13 protein-coding genes and 1 pseudogene are annotated in these 15,030 nt (G+C 71.2%); 6 read left to right on the top strand and 8 right to left on the bottom strand.

Annotation, left to right across the window (positions count from 1 at the left end):
* Positions 1-31: 31 nt before the first annotated feature.
* From KALB_RS50325 to KALB_RS30465, 3 genes and pseudogenes are all read right to left on the bottom strand, one after another.
* Positions 32-635 (bottom strand): annotated as a pseudogene (locus KALB_RS50325) (transposase family protein).
* A 47-nt stretch (positions 636-682) separates the two neighbouring features.
* Positions 683-1,852, bottom strand: a complete 1,170-nt coding sequence (locus KALB_RS30470; RefSeq protein WP_025359462.1) for an acyl-CoA dehydrogenase family protein — start codon at positions 1,850-1,852, stop codon at positions 683-685.
* Positions 1,845-3,353, bottom strand: a complete 1,509-nt coding sequence (locus KALB_RS30465) for a long-chain-fatty-acid--CoA ligase (protein ID WP_025359461.1) — start codon at positions 3,351-3,353, stop codon at positions 1,845-1,847. The genes KALB_RS30470 and KALB_RS30465 overlap by 8 nt, the downstream gene beginning before the upstream one ends.
* Positions 3,354-3,833: 480 nt before the next feature.
* On the opposite strand from KALB_RS30465, the gene KALB_RS30460 reads away from it, so the two are divergent.
* Complete coding sequence (locus tag KALB_RS30460) at positions 3,834-4,877, top strand: IS630 family transposase (protein ID WP_025357638.1); 1,044 nt, start codon at positions 3,834-3,836, stop codon at positions 4,875-4,877.
* A gap of 19 nt (positions 4,878-4,896) precedes the next feature.
* On the opposite strand, the gene KALB_RS30455 is transcribed toward KALB_RS30460, so the two are convergent.
* The 3 genes from KALB_RS30455 to KALB_RS30445 form a co-directional block, all read right to left on the bottom strand.
* Positions 4,897-5,544, bottom strand: a complete 648-nt coding sequence (locus KALB_RS30455; protein ID WP_025359460.1) for a response regulator transcription factor — start codon at positions 5,542-5,544, stop codon at positions 4,897-4,899.
* A gap of 65 nt (positions 5,545-5,609) precedes the next feature.
* A complete protein-coding gene (locus tag KALB_RS30450; protein WP_025359459.1) occupies positions 5,610-9,398 on the bottom strand; it encodes an nSTAND1 domain-containing NTPase in 3,789 nt (1,262 codons plus the stop codon).
* A gap of 16 nt (positions 9,399-9,414) precedes the next feature.
* Positions 9,415-10,002, bottom strand: coding sequence for a TetR/AcrR family transcriptional regulator (locus KALB_RS30445; protein WP_025359458.1), 588 nt, complete (start codon positions 10,000-10,002; stop codon positions 9,415-9,417).
* Between the two features lie 102 nt (positions 10,003-10,104).
* On the opposite strand from KALB_RS30445, the gene KALB_RS30440 reads away from it, so the two are divergent.
* From KALB_RS30440 to KALB_RS30430, 3 genes are all read left to right on the top strand, one after another.
* Positions 10,105-10,929, top strand: a complete 825-nt coding sequence (locus KALB_RS30440; protein WP_025359457.1) for an SDR family NAD(P)-dependent oxidoreductase — start codon at positions 10,105-10,107, stop codon at positions 10,927-10,929.
* A gap of 68 nt (positions 10,930-10,997) precedes the next feature.
* On the top strand, positions 10,998-11,186 hold the full coding sequence (locus tag KALB_RS30435) for a hypothetical protein (RefSeq protein WP_030111859.1): 189 nt from the start codon (positions 10,998-11,000) through the stop codon (positions 11,184-11,186).
* Between the two features lie 13 nt (positions 11,187-11,199).
* Positions 11,200-11,565 carry a MerR family transcriptional regulator gene (locus KALB_RS30430; RefSeq protein ID WP_030111860.1) on the top strand — a complete coding sequence of 122 codons (366 nt, stop codon included), beginning with the start codon at positions 11,200-11,202 and terminating at the stop codon, positions 11,563-11,565.
* Here the strand turns inward: KALB_RS30430 and KALB_RS30425 are convergent.
* Positions 11,562-12,203: a hypothetical protein gene (locus tag KALB_RS30425; protein ID WP_030111861.1), complete on the bottom strand. Its 642-nt coding sequence runs from the start codon at positions 12,201-12,203 to the stop codon at positions 11,562-11,564. The two genes, KALB_RS30430 and KALB_RS30425, sit on opposite strands and share 4 nt — an antisense overlap.
* A 180-nt stretch (positions 12,204-12,383) precedes the next feature.
* Here KALB_RS30425 and KALB_RS30420 point away from each other — a divergent pair, with 180 nt between their 5' ends.
* On the top strand, positions 12,384-13,256 hold the full coding sequence (locus KALB_RS30420; protein WP_025359455.1) for a C1 family peptidase: 873 nt from the start codon (positions 12,384-12,386) through the stop codon (positions 13,254-13,256).
* A 78-nt stretch (positions 13,257-13,334) separates the two neighbouring features.
* Here KALB_RS30420 and KALB_RS30415 read toward each other — a convergent pair whose 3' ends face one another.
* Positions 13,335-14,054: an SDR family oxidoreductase gene (locus tag KALB_RS30415; RefSeq protein WP_025359454.1), complete on the bottom strand. Its 720-nt coding sequence runs from the start codon at positions 14,052-14,054 to the stop codon at positions 13,335-13,337.
* 118 nt (positions 14,055-14,172) lie between these two features.
* Between KALB_RS30415 and KALB_RS30410 the strand changes: the two genes are divergently transcribed.
* The gene (locus tag KALB_RS30410; protein ID WP_030110047.1) at positions 14,173-15,027 is read left to right on the top strand and encodes a LysR family transcriptional regulator; all 855 of its coding nucleotides are present in this window, start codon (positions 14,173-14,175) and stop codon (positions 15,025-15,027) included.
* Positions 15,028-15,030 lie beyond the last annotated feature (3 nt).

The following is a 15,030-nucleotide window of genomic DNA, read 5'->3' as shown; positions in this document are numbered from 1 at the left end:
ACCGAGGTGCCTGGTCACAGGGTTCCCTCAACTAGGGTGCGTCTGACAAAGCGTTGGTCCAGGTGATCACGGCGTGCAGGACGATCGCTGCCCGGTAGACCACAGCAAGTTTGTCGTACCGGGTGGCGATGCCCCGCCACTGCTTGATGACAGTGGAGCCACACTCGATCACGTTGCGGCCCCGGTAGTCCACCGGATCGAACGCCGACGGCCGGCCACCACGAGACCCTCGACGAACGCGGTGACCGACCTGATCAGCCGGCTCCGGAATGACCGCACGGATCCCACGCGACCGCAGATGAACCCGGATCGCCCGCGACGAATACGCCTTCGCCCGCGTCCGTCCACGAGATGGTGGATCTTGGTGGTCACCCCGCCCCGCGAGCGACCCAGAGCGTGGTCGGGCGGCTCGGCCAGCGGATTCATGTAGTTCGACCCAGCCCCCTGTGTCGCGGGTGATGCTGGTGGCGTGCTGGTGGGCGCGGGCGATCGTGGAGTCCACCGACGATGCCCTCCACCATCGACCGCGCATCGGCGAACGGCCTGCCCTGCCGATGCGTCCGCGCCGGTAACAGGTCCTCGATCAACGCCCACTGCTCGTCGGACAGCAGTGGGAACCGTGTCCTGACCGCCAGGGTCGCAGCATCCCACCGCAATGTTTGTCAGACACGACCTGGCGCCGCTACCCGCGGAAGGCGGCCTGCCCGGTCAGCGCGTTGCCGATCACCAGCTGGTGCACTTCCGAGGTGCCCTCGTAGGTGAGCACCGACTCCAGGTTGTTGGCGTGCCGGATCACCGGGTACTCCAGGGTGATCCCGTTGGCGCCCAACAGGGTCCGGCACTCGCGTGCGATGGCCAGCGCCTCGCGCACGTTGTTCAGCTTGCCCAGGCTCACCTGCTCGGCGCGCAGCTGACCGGCGTCCTTGAGCCGTCCCAGGTGTAGCGCGAGCAGCGCGCCCTTGCCCAGTTCCAGCGCCATGTCGGCGAGCTTGGTCTGGGTGATCTGGTACCCGGCCAGGGGCTTGTCGAACACCTCGCGGTCCGCGGTGTAGGCCAGCGCGGACTCCAGGCAGTCGCGGGCGGCACCCAGCGCGCCGAACACGATGCCGAACCGCGCCTCGTTCAGGCAGGCCAGCGGCCCGGACAGGCCCTTGGCCCCGGGCAACATCGCCGACTCCGGCAGCCGCACGCCCGCCAGCACCAGCTCGCTGGTCACCGAGGCGCGCAGGGAGAGCTTGCGGTGGATCTCCGGCGCGGAGAAGCCCGGCGTGTCGGTGGGCACCACGAAGCCGCGGATGCCCTCGTCGGTGCGGGCCCACACCACTGCCACGTCGGCGATCGAGCCGTTCGTGATCCACATCTTGGACCCGTCCAGCACCCAGTCCGAGCCGTCCCGCTTGGCCCTGGTGCGCATGCCCGCCGGGTTCGAGCCGAAGTCCGGTTCGGTCAGCCCGAAGCAGCCGATCGCCTCGCCGGATGCCATGCGCGGCAACCACTCCTGCTTCTGCTGCTCGCTGCCGAAGTGGTGGATGGCGAACATCGCCAGCGAGCCCTGCACCGACACCAGGCTGCGCAGACCCGAGTCGGCGGCCTCCAACTCCATGCAGGCCAGGCCGTACGCGGTGGCGCTGGTGCCCGCGCAGCCGTAGCCCTCCAGGTGCATGCCCAGCAGCCCGAGCCCGCCCAGCTCGCGAGCCAGTTCGCGGGCGGGCAACCGCGCGGTCTCGAACCAGTCGGCCAGGTGCGGGCGGATCCGATCGGCGCAGAACCTGCGCACGGTGTCGCGGATCGCGCGCTCCTCCTCGCTGAGCAGCGAGTCGATGGCGAACAGGGTGAACGGGTGCTCAGACATCGTCGTCCTTCGGTGTGGTGAGGATCCGGCGCAGCTCTCGCTTGAGCACCTTGTGGCTCGGGCCCATCGGCAGTTCGGCCACGAACTCCACGCGGCGCGGGTACTTGTGCCCGGCGAGGTGTTCCCTGGCCCACGCGATGATCGCGGCGGCGTCGGTGTCGGCCCCCGGCTTGGCCACCACCACCGCCACGACCTCCTCGCCGCGCAGCTCGTCGGGCAGGCCGATCACCGCGACCTGACCCACCGCCGGATGGCGCGCCAGGACCTCCTCCACCTCCCGCGGGTACACGTTGTAGCCGCCGCGGATGATCAGGTCCTTCTTGCGGTCCACCACCGAGACGAAGCCCTCGGCGTCCTTGACCCCGATGTCCCCGGTGCGGAACCAGCCGTCCACCACGGCGGCCCGGGTGGCCTCCGGGTCGTCCAGGTACCCCGCGAACACGTTGTGCCCGCGGATCACGATCTCGCCGGACTCGCCCACGGGCAGCAGCTCGATCCGATCCTCCAGGTCGGCGCGGGCGATCTCCACGTCCACGCCCCACACCGGGTGGCCCACCGTGCCCGGCCGCGCGCCGTAGCACTGCTGGTTCACGCTGGCCGTCGGTGAGGTCTCCGACAGCCCGTAGCCCTCGTAGACCGTGGTGGCGAACTGGGCCTCGAACCGCTCCAGCACCGCCACCGGCAGCGAGGCCCCACCCGACACGCAACTGCGCAACGTGGTCACCGGCGCGTGCCGCGCTGCCCGGTCCAGCAGGCGCATGTACATGGTCGGCACGCCGAAGAACGCCGTCACGCGCTCGGCGTGCACCAGCTCGATCGCCTCGTCGGCGTCGAACCTCGGTTGCAGCACCAGTGTGCCGCCGACCCGGAACGTGGAGTTCATCGACACGGTCTGGCCGAAGGTGTGGAACAGCGGCAGGCAGCCCAGCACCACGTCGTCCCGGTACAGCGGGTTCGCGTCGAAGGCGTTGACCGTGGCGTTCATGACCAGGTTCAGGTGGGTCAGCACCGCGCCCTTCGGCTGCCCGGTCGTACCGCTGGTGTAGAACACCACCGCCGTGTCGCCCGGGTCGCGCAGCTCGTAGCTCGGCACCGGCTCGTGGCCGGTCCAGTCGCCCGCGTCGAGCAGTGGGATGCCCGCGAGCTCGGCGGCCCGCTCGCCGACGGCGACGCAGGACCGCTCGCAGACCACGGCCCTCGCCCGGCTGTGGGTCAGGATGTGTGCCGCCTCCTCGGCGTTGAGCAGGGTCGGCACCGGCACGACGGCCGCCCCCAGCGCGAGGATCCCGTAGTAGTTGCGCGCGAAGTCCGCCACGTTCGGTGCCAGCAGGGCCACGTGGTCACCCGGCCGCACGCCGCGCTCGTGCAGCCGTGCGGCGCAGCTGCGCGCCTGCCGCCACAACTCGCGGTAGGTGAGCCGGTGACCGCTCTCGATCAGCGCGGTCTTGTCCGGAACCCGCTTCGCCGACTCCGCGAGGATCGTTGCCAGTGACAGCCGCACATCGCCTCCGCCGACCTAACCGAACGGTGTTAGGTAAAACCTAGGCCACGGCCCCGGCAGATGACAACCCCCGCCCTTGCCCGCGCGAGTCCCGCTCTGGTGACGGCGAGTCCCGTTCTGGGGAACGCGAGTCCCGGCCTGGGGAGGCTGAGTCCCGCTCTGGCGCGCGATCCCGAGGGCAGGGGAGTGGATCTTGCCCGGGGAGGACGGGACTCGCGCTCCGGAGGCCGGGATTCGTGCGCTGGAGAGCGGGACTGGCGCTCCGGAGGCCGGGACTCGCGGGCGGCTCAGCGGGACTCGCGCTCTGGTCGGCGGGACTGGCGCGCGGCTGAGCGGGACTCGTGCCCCGGTCGGCGGGACTCGCGCTCCGGAGAGCGGGACTCGCGTGCTGGAGGCCGGGACTCGCGCTCGCCAGGGCGGGACTCGCGGGGTGGGGGTTATTGAGTCGAAAGTGATCGTTTGCCTGTATGTTGCTCACTTGTGATCGAGGTCGAGGACGCGCGTCGTCTGTCGCCCGCTGAGCGGGAGGTGCTGCGGTTGCGGGTAGTGGCCGCGTTGGAGTCCGGCACCGTCACCGGCTATCGGCAGGCGGCCGAGGTGTTCAGGGTGGCCGAGCGGTCGGTGGGCGCGTGGTGGCGGGCGTATCGGGATGGTGGCCGTGAGGCGCTGGCGGTGCGGCGGGTGCGCCGCCCTGGACCGGCCGAGCTGATCACTGCCGCCGAGCGGGGCACGCTATTCATGGCGATGGCCGACTACACGCCCGAGGAGTTGCTGATCGGTGGCCCGTTGTGGACCCGGGCGGCGGTGGTCGAGTTGATCCGGTTGGTCACCGGGGTGGTGATGACCGAGCAGGGCGTGGGGCTGTGGTTGCGTCGTCACGGGTTCACCCCGCAGCGCCCGGCCCGGCGCGCCTACGAGCAGCAACCGGCCGCGGTGCGGGCCTGGCTGGACACCGAGTATCCGGCGATCGCGTCGCGAGCCAAGGCCGAGGGCGCGGTGGTGGCCTGGGTTGACCAGTGCGGGTTGCGCTCGGATGCGGCCCCGCCGGGGCGGTCGTGGGCGCCCAAGGGACACACGCCGGTGGTGCGGGTGACCGGGAAACGGCTGCGGGTCAACGTCATGTCCGCAGTCGCGTCCCGGGGTGCGTTGTGGTTCACCGTGTTCACCGGCCGGTTCACCGCGCCGGTGTTCACCGCGTTCCTGGCCCGGCTGGCCCGGCAGGCCGGGCGGAAGGTGTACGTGATCGCCGACCGGCACCCGGTCCACCGCAGCAGGGTGGTGCGTACCTGGCTGGAAGCCAACACCGACCGGATCGAGTTGCACCTGATGCCCGGCTACAGCCCCGAGTTGAACCCCGACGAGCTGCTCAACGCCGACCTCAAACGCAACATGCCTGCCGGTCGTGCTCGCACTGTGGAGCGGCTCGCCCGGGACACGCGCCGCTTCCTGCACCGCCGCCAGCGCCAGCCACACCTCGTCCGTGGCTACTTCCAGGCACGCCACGTCCGCTACGCGATCATGTAGGCAACCAAACAGTTTCGGCTCAATAGGTGGTGCGGCCGATTCCTGCTTGGGTGGCTTTGCGGATGGCCTCGGCGCGGGTGGTGACCCCCAGCTTGGTGAAGATCGCGGAGTTGTGGTTGCCCACGGTCTTGGCGGCCAGGCGCAGCGTGCGGGCGATCGCGGGGTTGGACATGCCGCTGGCGAGCAGTTCCAGCACCTGGGACTCGCGGTCGGTCAGTTCGGGGAACGGGGCCTGGTGCGCGGTCGTGGCGTCCACCAGCAAATGCGTGAACCGGGACGCGATGCGCGGGCAGAAGATCGCACAACCGTCGGCCACGCTGCCGATCGCGCGGATCAGGCAGTTCTCGTCGGCGTCGTCGAGCAGATATCCGAGGGCACCGGCCCGCACGGCGGACAGCAGGGATTGGGTGTCCGCCAGTTCGGTGCGCACGAGAACGGCGACACCGGGTGCCGTGCGCCGCACCTCACGAATAGTGGTGAACCCGTCGTGTTCCCGCAGTTGCAAATCCACCACCAGTACATCGGTGCGGTGCGACACCACTTCCCGCACGGCCTCGCGCCCCGTTCCGGCCGTGCCGGCGACTCGCATTCCTGGTACTCCGTCGAGCAGTGAGCTCAGGTGACGGCGCGCGTCCAGGTGCCCATCGGCGATCACCACGTTGACCATGTCAGCATGTCTACGGCACCGGGCTTTGTCCGGTTCCGGGCGGCGGAGCCGTACAACCAATGCCCTCACAAAGGGCAGAGCTGCCGGTAATCGATATCCGGGAGGTAGCGCGCCCACTCCTCGGGGGTGATCCTTGGGTAGGCCACGGCGCAGATCCGGGCTTCGACCTCGTTCACATCCGTGTCCCACAGCCGCACGGTTCCGTCATTGCTGCCGCTGACAACGGTGTGCCCGTCCGGGGAGAACATCGAAGTCGCCACAGCCAGGGTGTGGCCCGACAGGGTTTCCAACAACCGCGGGGCCCGCGGATCGCTGACGTCCCACACCCGCACCGTCTTGTCGGCGCTGCTGGTGACCAACCGGTTCCCATCAGTGCTGAACGAGGCGTCGTACACGCCTCGGGTGTGACCGGTGAGTTGTGACAGTTCACGGGGGTTGTGCCGATCTGTCATGTCCACGAGCCGAACAAGTCCGTCATCGCGCACAGTGGCCAGCACATTCCCGTTCGGGCTGAAACCGCGTACCGGTATGCTTTCCGTGCTGCCCAGTGGGAAAGGCAGGCGACGCGGATTGCTCGGATCAGTGACGTCCCACAGGAGCGATTTCGGGTCGCCGTTCTCGGTGGCCAGGGTCTTGCCGTCAGGGCTGAAAACCACGGCCCAGGAATTGACGGTGTAACCGGGCGGGCGGGACAGCTCGCGCGGGTTCTTCGGATCGCTGATGTCCCACAGCACGACCCCGTGCTCGGTGCCGGTGGCCAGCACCCGGCCGTCGGCCCGCAGGGACAGGGAGTCGACCTCCCCGGACTTGGGCTGCACGGAACCGACCTTCACCGGGTGCTCGGGGTCGCGGACGTTCCACAGGGCGGCGGTGCCGTCGTCGCTGCCGGTGGCCAGCAGGGTGCCGTCCCGGCTGAACTCGACCGCCCGCACGTAGCCGGTGTGGTCGGTGAGCGTGGGCAGCGCGTGCCAGGACCGGGGGTCGGTGACCTCGGTGAGCCGCACCGTGCCGTCCCAGCTGCCGCTGGCCAGCAGGTGGCCGTTCGGGCTGAACTGCACCGAGGACACGAAGTTCTCGTGGCCGATCATGGGCAGCTCGCGCAGGTTGGTCAGCCGGACGGCGCGCTCGTCGTCGGTGACCAGCAGCCGGTTGCTGTCCGGGCTGAAGGCCACCGAGTAGACCCCGCCACTGACCACGTTCGACAACCGGGGGTGCGCGCGGTCGGCCAGGTCCCACAGCCGGACGGTCAGGTCCCCGGTGGTGGCGAAGGTGTGCCCGTCCGGGCTGAAGCCCACACCCCACACGATGGAGTTCTGGCCGGTCAGCGTGGCCAGTCCGCGCGGCGCGGCGGGATCGCTGACGTCCCACAGCCGGGACTGGTGGTCCCAGCCGCCGGTGCCGACCGTGTGGCCGTCGGGGCTGAAGGCCAGCGAGGCGACTGTGCCGACGTGCCCGGCCAGCACGCCGCGCCGGACCGGGGCGGCCGGGTCGCTGAGGTCCCACAACCGCACGACGCTGCCGTCGACCGCGGCCAGCAGGTGCCCGTCGGCGCCGAACGCGGTCTGCCCGAACGGGGCGGATCGGCCCAGCTCGGCGGGCAGCTGCACGGGGTGGGCGGGATCGCTCAGGTCGAACAGCCGGTCCGGGCCGTCCTGCACGCTGGCGACGGCCAGCCTGCCGTCCGGGCGGAACGCCACCCAGGTGAGGTTCTTGCCGTGCCCGTCGAGCAGCCCCGACTCGCGGGGGCTGGCCGGGTCGGTGACGTCCCACAGCCGCGCCGAGCCGCCGCCCACGGTGACCATCGTGCGGCCGTCGGCGGTGAACGCGAGCTGGACCAGTGGGTCGGCCTGCCGGATGGTCGCCAGCTCACGCGGCCGGTGGATGTCGGTGACGTCCCACAACCTGGCCGTGCGGTCCAGGCTGACGGCGGCGGCCACCTTGCCGTTCGGGGAGAACGCCGAGTAGGACAGGTCCCCGCTGAAACCGGTCAGCCGGGTGCCGAAGTCGGTGCTCAGCGAGCTGAGCAGGTTGTCCCGGCTCTCCTGGTTGGGCACCAGTTCGTACACGGCCAGGCTCAGTTGCAGCGACAGCGCGGGGTTGCCCGCCCGCATCGCGGCGGCATCGCCGATCGCCTTGCGCGACACCGCGATGTTGCGCTGCTCGGTCGCGGTCCGCTGGGTGTTCATCGCGTAGACCACCGCCGTGACGGCCATCAGCAGCAGCACCGTCAGCAGGGCCACGAGCTGGCGCAGGCGCTTGGCCCGGCGGCGGGCCGTGGCCTGCTCCGCCGCCTCCGCCGCGAGGCTGGCCTCGAGGAACTCCCGCTCGCGCACGGTCAGCGCGGACCCGTTGGCCGCGGCGAAGTCCCTGGCCAGCGCCAACCGCGTGCCCCGGTAGAGCGCGCCGGGGTCGCGATCCAGCGCCCGCCAGGAGTCGGTGGCCTCCCCGAGTTGGCGGTGCACGCGCAACGCGTCCCGGTCCTCGGTCAGCCAGCCCCGCAGCCGCGGCCAGGACCGGATCAGCGCCTCGTGCGCGATCTCCACGCTGTCCCGGTCCAGGGTCAGCAGCCGCGCGTCGGCCAGGGTCCGCAACACCGGCTCGGACTCGGGGTCCAGTTCCTCACGGCGGATCCGGCGCTTGGTGTCCTCGGTGCCCTCGCCCAGCGCCGTGAGTCGCAGGAACAGCTGCCTGGCCACCCGCTGCCCGGCCGGGTCCAGCCCGCTGAAGACCTGGTCGGCGGTGCGGGACACCGCGTGCTGGATGCCGCCGGTCTCCTGGTAGCCCTCCAGCGTCAGCCGGGTGCCGCGGCGCCGGTGCCAGGTCTCCAGCAGGGCGTGCGACACCAGCGGCAACACCCCGGCCTGCCCGGTCGCGTCGGCGATCAGCCGGGACACCAGTGCGGTCTCCACCGTGCAGCCCGCCCGCACGGCCGGGGCCGTGACCGCCTGGCGCAGCTCCTCGGCGGTCATCGGACCGACCAGCAACTGCCCGTCGCGCAGCGCCTCGACCAGGTCCGGGTGCTGGCCACAGTGCCCGTAGAAGTCCGCGCGCACCCCGAGCACCACCCGGGTACGGCTGGTCGCGGCCTGGGCGGCGTGCACCAGCGCCGCGATGAACCAGGTCCGCTCCGCCGGGTCGGTGCAGACGGTGAAGACCTCCTCGAACTGGTCGACCACCAGCAGCAGCTCGGCGTCCTCGGACTCGCCCAGCAGCGCCTGCCGCACCACCAGGTGCAGGTTCGCCGGGTCCTCGGCCAGCTCCGCGTGCAGGCCCGGCGCCGGCTCCCCGGTCAGCGGGGCCAGGTGCAGGGCGCACTCCTCCAGCGGGTGCGGACCCGGCGTGATCACCAGCGTGCGACCGCCCCCGGCGGCCACCTCGGCGACCAGGCCCGCGCGCAGCAGCGAGGACTTGCCCGAGCCCGATGCCCCGAACACGCCGAGCAGGCGCCGATCGCGGACCCGCGCCAGCAGCTCGCCGACCAGCCGCTCGCGGCCGAAGAACCGGTCGGCGTCGGTGGACTGGAACGCGCCCAGCCCCACGTAGGGCGCGGGCTGCTCGGGCGCGCGGGGCAGCGGGGGCGCCGCCCCGGACAGTTCGGCGGCCACCTGCTGCCAGCGGTCCTGCCACTGGTCCGGATCGCCCTCGCAGGCCCGCACGTAGGCCAGCGTGACGGCCAGGGTCGGCAGCTTGCGCCCGCCCGCGGCCTCCGAGAGCACGGTCGCCGAGTAGTGCGCGGCCCTGCTCAGCTCGCGGTAGGTCGGGCTGCCCGCCTGCTCCCGCAGCTTGCGCAGCTCCACCGCGAACCGGCTGAGCGCCCCGTCCCCGGCGTCGAGCGGGCTTTCCCGTCGAGGCACCGCCCTACCTCCCCAGTCAGCCCCCGGCCACAGTGTCCCGGACGGCCACAAGAGCGGCGACCGCCTCGGTGACCACGTGGCGGCGGTGCTCGCTGGTGTGCCCCTCGATCAGCACGTGGTACTCGGGGGTGATCGAGGTCCACATCGCGGCCAGGGTGAGCACCAGCGCGAGCAGGTCGGCGGCGGCGAAGCGGTCGGTGACCAGGCCCTCGCGCTGGGCCTGTTCGATGGCCAGCACCTTGCCCCGGTTGGCCTGGACCACGCTGTCCAGCGGGACCTGGCTGTCGGCCCGCTCCAGGCGGTACCAGGTGGCCAGCCGCTGCACCTCGGGCCGCCGCTCGAAGCCGTCGAACAGCCTGCCCGCGTACTCGGGCAGGTCGGCCGGGTCGATCGGCACCTCGCGCAGGGTGGTGGCCACCAGCTCGTTGAACACCGCGTCGAACAGCTGGTCCTTGCTGCCGAAGTAGTGGTAGATCTGCGCCTTGTTCGCCTTGGCCACCAGCGCGATCCGGTCCACCCGGGCGCCCGCGATGCCGTACGCGGCGAACTCCTGCGCCGCGGCCTCGATCAACCGCTTCTGGGTGGCCTGCGCGTCTCCTGCCATGACCCGAGGGTAGTCGACTAACCGGATAGTTGACAGCGGGGGCACCGCGTGGTTGTCTTTCAACTAACCAGATAGTTAGCAACTCGGAGGGAAGTGGGCGACATGTCCAAGGTCTGGTTCGTCACCGGGGCCTCGCGGGGTCTGGGGCGCAGTGTCGTGCTCGCGGCGGCGGAGGCGGGGCACCGGGTGGTCGCCGCGGCGCGCCGTCCCGAGCAGGTGTCCGACCTGGTCGAGCGCTACGGGGACCGGGTGCACGCCACCCGGCTCGACGTCACCGACGCGGCTGCGGCCGAGCGGGCCGTGCGCGAGGCGGTGGAGGTGTTCGGGCGGCTGGACGTCGTGGTCAACAACGCGGGCTACGGGGACCTCGCCCCCGTGGAGGACGTGACCCCGGAGGCCTTCCGGGCCCAGATCGACACCAACTTCTACGGCACCGTGCACGTCAGCAAGGCGGCGATCCCGGTGCTGCGCGAGCAGGGCAGCGGTCACATCGTGCAGGTCTCCTCGATCGGCGGCCGGATCGGCAGCCCGGGGCTGGCCGCCTACCAGAGCGCCAAGTGGGCCGTCGGCGGCTTCTCCTCGGTGCTGGCCGCCGAACTGGCCCCGTTCAACGTCAAGGTGACGGTGGTCGAGCCCGGCGGCATGCGCACCGACTGGGCCGGGTCCTCGATGGCCATCCCGCCGATGAGCGAGCCCTACCGGCAGACCCTTGGCCCCATGCTGAAGATGCTGGCGGACCTGCACGGCAACGAGCCCACCGGCCCGGACGCCGCCGCCGAGGCGATCCTGCGCGTCACCGAGGCCGAGCAGCCCCCGCTGCACCTGCTGCTGGGCGCCGACGCGGTGGCCATCGCCGAGCAAGCGGCCGAGCAACTCGCCGAGTCCGACGCCGCCTGGCGCGAGCTCAGCGTCTCCGTCTCGCACTGACCTCCTCGGCGACCTGGCGACGCGTGATCGCGGCTCACCGCGGTCGGCCGGTGTGCCCGAGCAGGGCCGTGAGCAGGACGTGCACGGCCTTGCCGGGGTCCGCACTCGCCGCCTACGACTCCGCCCGCCGGGGCGTCACGCAGAAGCTCGCCCGCATGTCCTTGTCCGTCAACAGGATGGCGCACGCGCGCCGGTTCCTCTGGGCACGCGACCTCGCTGTGCGCGGCGCCATGCGGTTCGGTGAGCTGCCCGCGTAGTAGCGTGGCGGTGATGCGCATCGGAGAGCTGTCGGAGCGCACCGGCACACCCCGTCGGCTGCTGCGCTACTACGAGGAACAGGGGCTGATCGTCGCCGCCCGCTGCGCCAACGGCTACCGCGCGTACGAGGAGTACAACGTCGACCGGGTCCGGCAGATCAGGGGCCTGCTCGACGCCGGACTGCCGACCCGGATCATCAAGCAGATCCTGCCCTGCCTGGACAAGCCGAGGGTCATCCACTTCACCGACGCGACCCCGGAGATGCTCGCCACCCTGGAGCAGGAGCTGGACCGCATGTCCGAGCGCATCCGGTTCCTCAGCCGCAACCGCGACGCCATCGCGGAGTACCTGGAGGCCGTGCGGGCCACCAGGGCCTAGCCCAGTGCGGCGATCGCCCCGCGCAGCAGGGCGAGCTCGTCCTCCGGCAGCGAGCGGCTCGCGTGCACCATGTGCAGCGCCGTGAGCAGTCGAGTCCGGTCCTCGTCCGTGCCCAGGTCGCCGAGGTACGCGGGCAGCAGCAGGGCGAGCGTGGTCAACTCCGCGCGGGCGCACAGTTTCGTGGCCAGCTCGGCCAGTTCCGCCGAGGCGGGCGCCGCCCGCGTGCCGGTGGCGCGCAGCCCTTCGGCCACCGCGAAGCGGATCCCGTCCGCGTAGGGCCCGGCGGCCGCGTCCTCGATCGTGGCCGCGGCCCGCCGGTAGTGCTCGTGCGCCAGGTCCGCGGTGCCCAGTTGCTCGTGCGCCTTCGCCAGGTTCAGGTGCAGTGACGGGTAGAAGCCCCGGACCCGTTCGTCACCTACCGCGTCCGCACGGTCCAGGCATACCTGGTTCCAATGCAGTACGTCCTCGGGTCGCTTTTGGTGCCGTGCCAAGTAGTGCGCCGCGACGCACGCGTCGTAGTCGTCGGTCGCGGCGTCCCAGGCCTGGCGGAACAGCGCCTCGGCCTCGGCCGCCCGGCCCTCGGCCTCCGCCCGCATGCCCTGTGCGCACAACAGCACCACTGGGTTGTTCGGATCCACGGTCAGCAGTCTAGTCGCCCAGCGGAAAACTGTTTTCTCACAGTTGTTCTGCCTTTGAAACTCGCCCTACTTTCGTCGGGTAACACGAGTTCTGCTCGCCGGATAGCTTCAAATCGCTTGCTGGGAAACAGATTCCACCTTCTCAGTCCCTGTCACTGTCCGTGAGAGCAAGGAATCATCATGTTCGCAAAGAAAGCGGCTGGCGTCGCCACCGTTCTCGCGCTGGCCGCCCTGCCGGTCGCCCTGTCCGCGACCACGGCCACCGCTGCACCCCTCGCCGAGGAGCACGGTCTGGGTCTGGACCTGAGCGCGGCCAAGGCAGCCAAGGCCGCCGCCCCGCACGCCGGGCAGCACGCGCAGGCCCCGCTGGAGCGCATCGGCGACGCGCCGAGCAGCTTCGACCTGACCAAGTACGCGCTGTCGGCTGGCAACCAGGGCAAGGTCGGCTCCTGCGTCACCTGGGCCACCGGCTACAGCGGCTACGGCATCCTGATGAACGAGCAGGGCATCAAGGGCGCCCCGATGGCCCCGATGTACATCTACTCGCAGATCGCGCGCGGCAACGACCGGGGCACCCTGGCCTCGGTGGCCCTGCCGATGGAGCAGAAGCAGGGCATCGACACCAAGGCCCACTACACCCAGGGCGACTTCGACTACACCACCCAGCCCACCCAGGCCGAGCGCGCCAACGCCGCGCACTACAAGCTGTCCGGCTTCGAGGAGCTGCCCTCCAGCGGCGAGGGGCTCAAGTCGGCCATCAAGGACTCCATCTCGCGCGGCATGCCCGTGCCGATCGGCGTCCAGGTGCACCAGAGCTTCCGCTCGCTCAACAGCCAGACCGCCTCGGACTACAGCTACCTGCCCGGGGACAACGACCCGGTCATCGGCGGCCACGAGATCACCATCGTGGGCTACGAGGACCGCGGTGTGAAGATCGAGAACAGCTGGGGCACCAACTGGGGCGACCACGGCTTCTTCACCGTGCCGTGGGAGTTCTTCGACAGCAGCGACATGATGGAGGCCCACGCGATGGGCAAGCTCGTCCAGAGCTGATCCTCCCGGGGGTCGCGTGAAGGTGGCTTTCACTGCGCTGGCCGCAGTGAAAGCCACCTTCACGGCGTTGTTGCCGGGTCAGACGAGCACTGTGCCGCCGTCCGTGGTGAGCACCGTGCCGGTGGCGAATGGCTGGGTGAGGCAGTACAGGTAGGCCTGGGCGATGTCGGCCACCTCGCCGACCCGCCCGGCCGGGATCGCGGCGCCGACCTCGGCGTACATCCGCTCGCGGGCGGCGGGGTCCATGGCCGCCCACAGTTCGGTGCGCACCACGCCGGGGGACACGGCGTTGACCCGCAGCGGGGCGAGCTCCACGGCCAGCGCCCTGGTCAGGGCCTCGACGGCCCCGCACACGCTCGCGCCCAGCGCCCACCCGGCCCGCGGGCGGTCCTTGGCGACGCCGGTGGTCAGCGTGATCGAGCCGCCCGGCCGCAGCCTCGGGGCGGCGGCCCGCACGGAGGCCAGCGCGCCGAAGTAGCGGACGGTGAAGAAGGACTTGGCCGCGTCGAGGTCCAACTCCGCCAGCGTGCGCAGCTCCAGCGACTCGCCCGCCGTGTAGACGAGGTGGTCGATGGGGCCGAGCTGGGCGAACAGGGCCTCGATCACGGCGGGCTCGGACAGGTCGGCCACGTGTCCGGTGCTACCCGAGGGCAGTTCGGCCAGTGCCTTGTCCACGCTGGTGCGGCGGCTGGAGGCGACGACCACGTCCGCGCCGCGCTCGGCGGCGGCCCTGGCGGTGGCCAGCCCGATGCCGGAGGTGCCGCCGAGCACGACGACCCGCTGTCCGTGCAGTTCCATGTGAGTTCCTCTCGTGGTGACCTGTTCCACCCTGCGTCCGGTCCGGGTGCGGCGTCCAAGACCCATGTCGCGCGCTGTAATACCCTGGAGGTATCAGCACTGATCCGGGGAGCTGCCGGTGGACGTGGACCTGCGCAAACTGCGCTACTTCGTGGCGGTCGCCGAGCAGTTGCACTTCGGGCGCGCCGCCGAGCGGCTGCACATTGCCCAGCCGGTGTTGTCCCGGCAGATCCGCGCCCTGGAGGAGGAACTCAAGGCCCAGCTGTTCGTACGGGACAAGCGGCGCACCGAGCTCACGGCGGCGGGGGAGCAGTTGCTCGCCGACGCGCGGCCCCTGTTGGCCGCAGCCGAGGCCCTGCGCCGCAGGGTCGGCCGCGCGGCCCGTGGCAGGGACACCTTCACCGTGGGCTTCATGCCGGGCCTGATCGTCACGACTGCGGTGCGGGCACTGGCGCAGCGGCACCCGGAGCTGACCGTGGAGGTGGTCCGCACCACCTGGGACGACCAGGTGGAGGTGATCAGGGACGGGCGGGTGGACGTGGGCTACGTGCGGCTGCCGGTGGACCAGCGCGGTCTGCGGCTGCGGCCGCTGCTGACCGAGCCGAGGGTGGCCGTGCTGCCCACCGAGCACCGGCTCGCGGGCAAGGAGGTGATCTCCATCGCCGACCTGGCCGAGGACCACCTGCTGCAACCCCCCGACGCCGTGCCGGAGTGGCGCGACCTCGCCACCGAGTTGCGCGAGGGCAGGCGCGTACCCGAGCCCGCGTTCCACTCCGTGGAGGAGAAGCTGGAGCACGTGGCCGCCGGGCAGGGCGTTGTCGTGCTGCCGTTGTCGGTGGCCAGCTTCTACACCCGGCCCGACCTCACCCACGCCACCGTGCGCGACATCGCCGACAACCAGGTGTGCCTGGCCTGGGACTCCGCCCGGCGCAGCCCCCTGATCCGCGAGTTCGTGGCCATTGCGGAAGGCTGAGCG

This window comes from Kutzneria viridogrisea DSM 43870, from assembly GCF_000525635.1.
GTDB classification, from domain to species: Bacteria; Actinomycetota; Actinomycetes; order Mycobacteriales; family Pseudonocardiaceae; genus Kutzneria; species Kutzneria viridogrisea.
The sequence above is the reverse complement of the archived record's forward strand: the minus strand, read 5'-3'. Positions and strand labels throughout refer to the sequence as shown.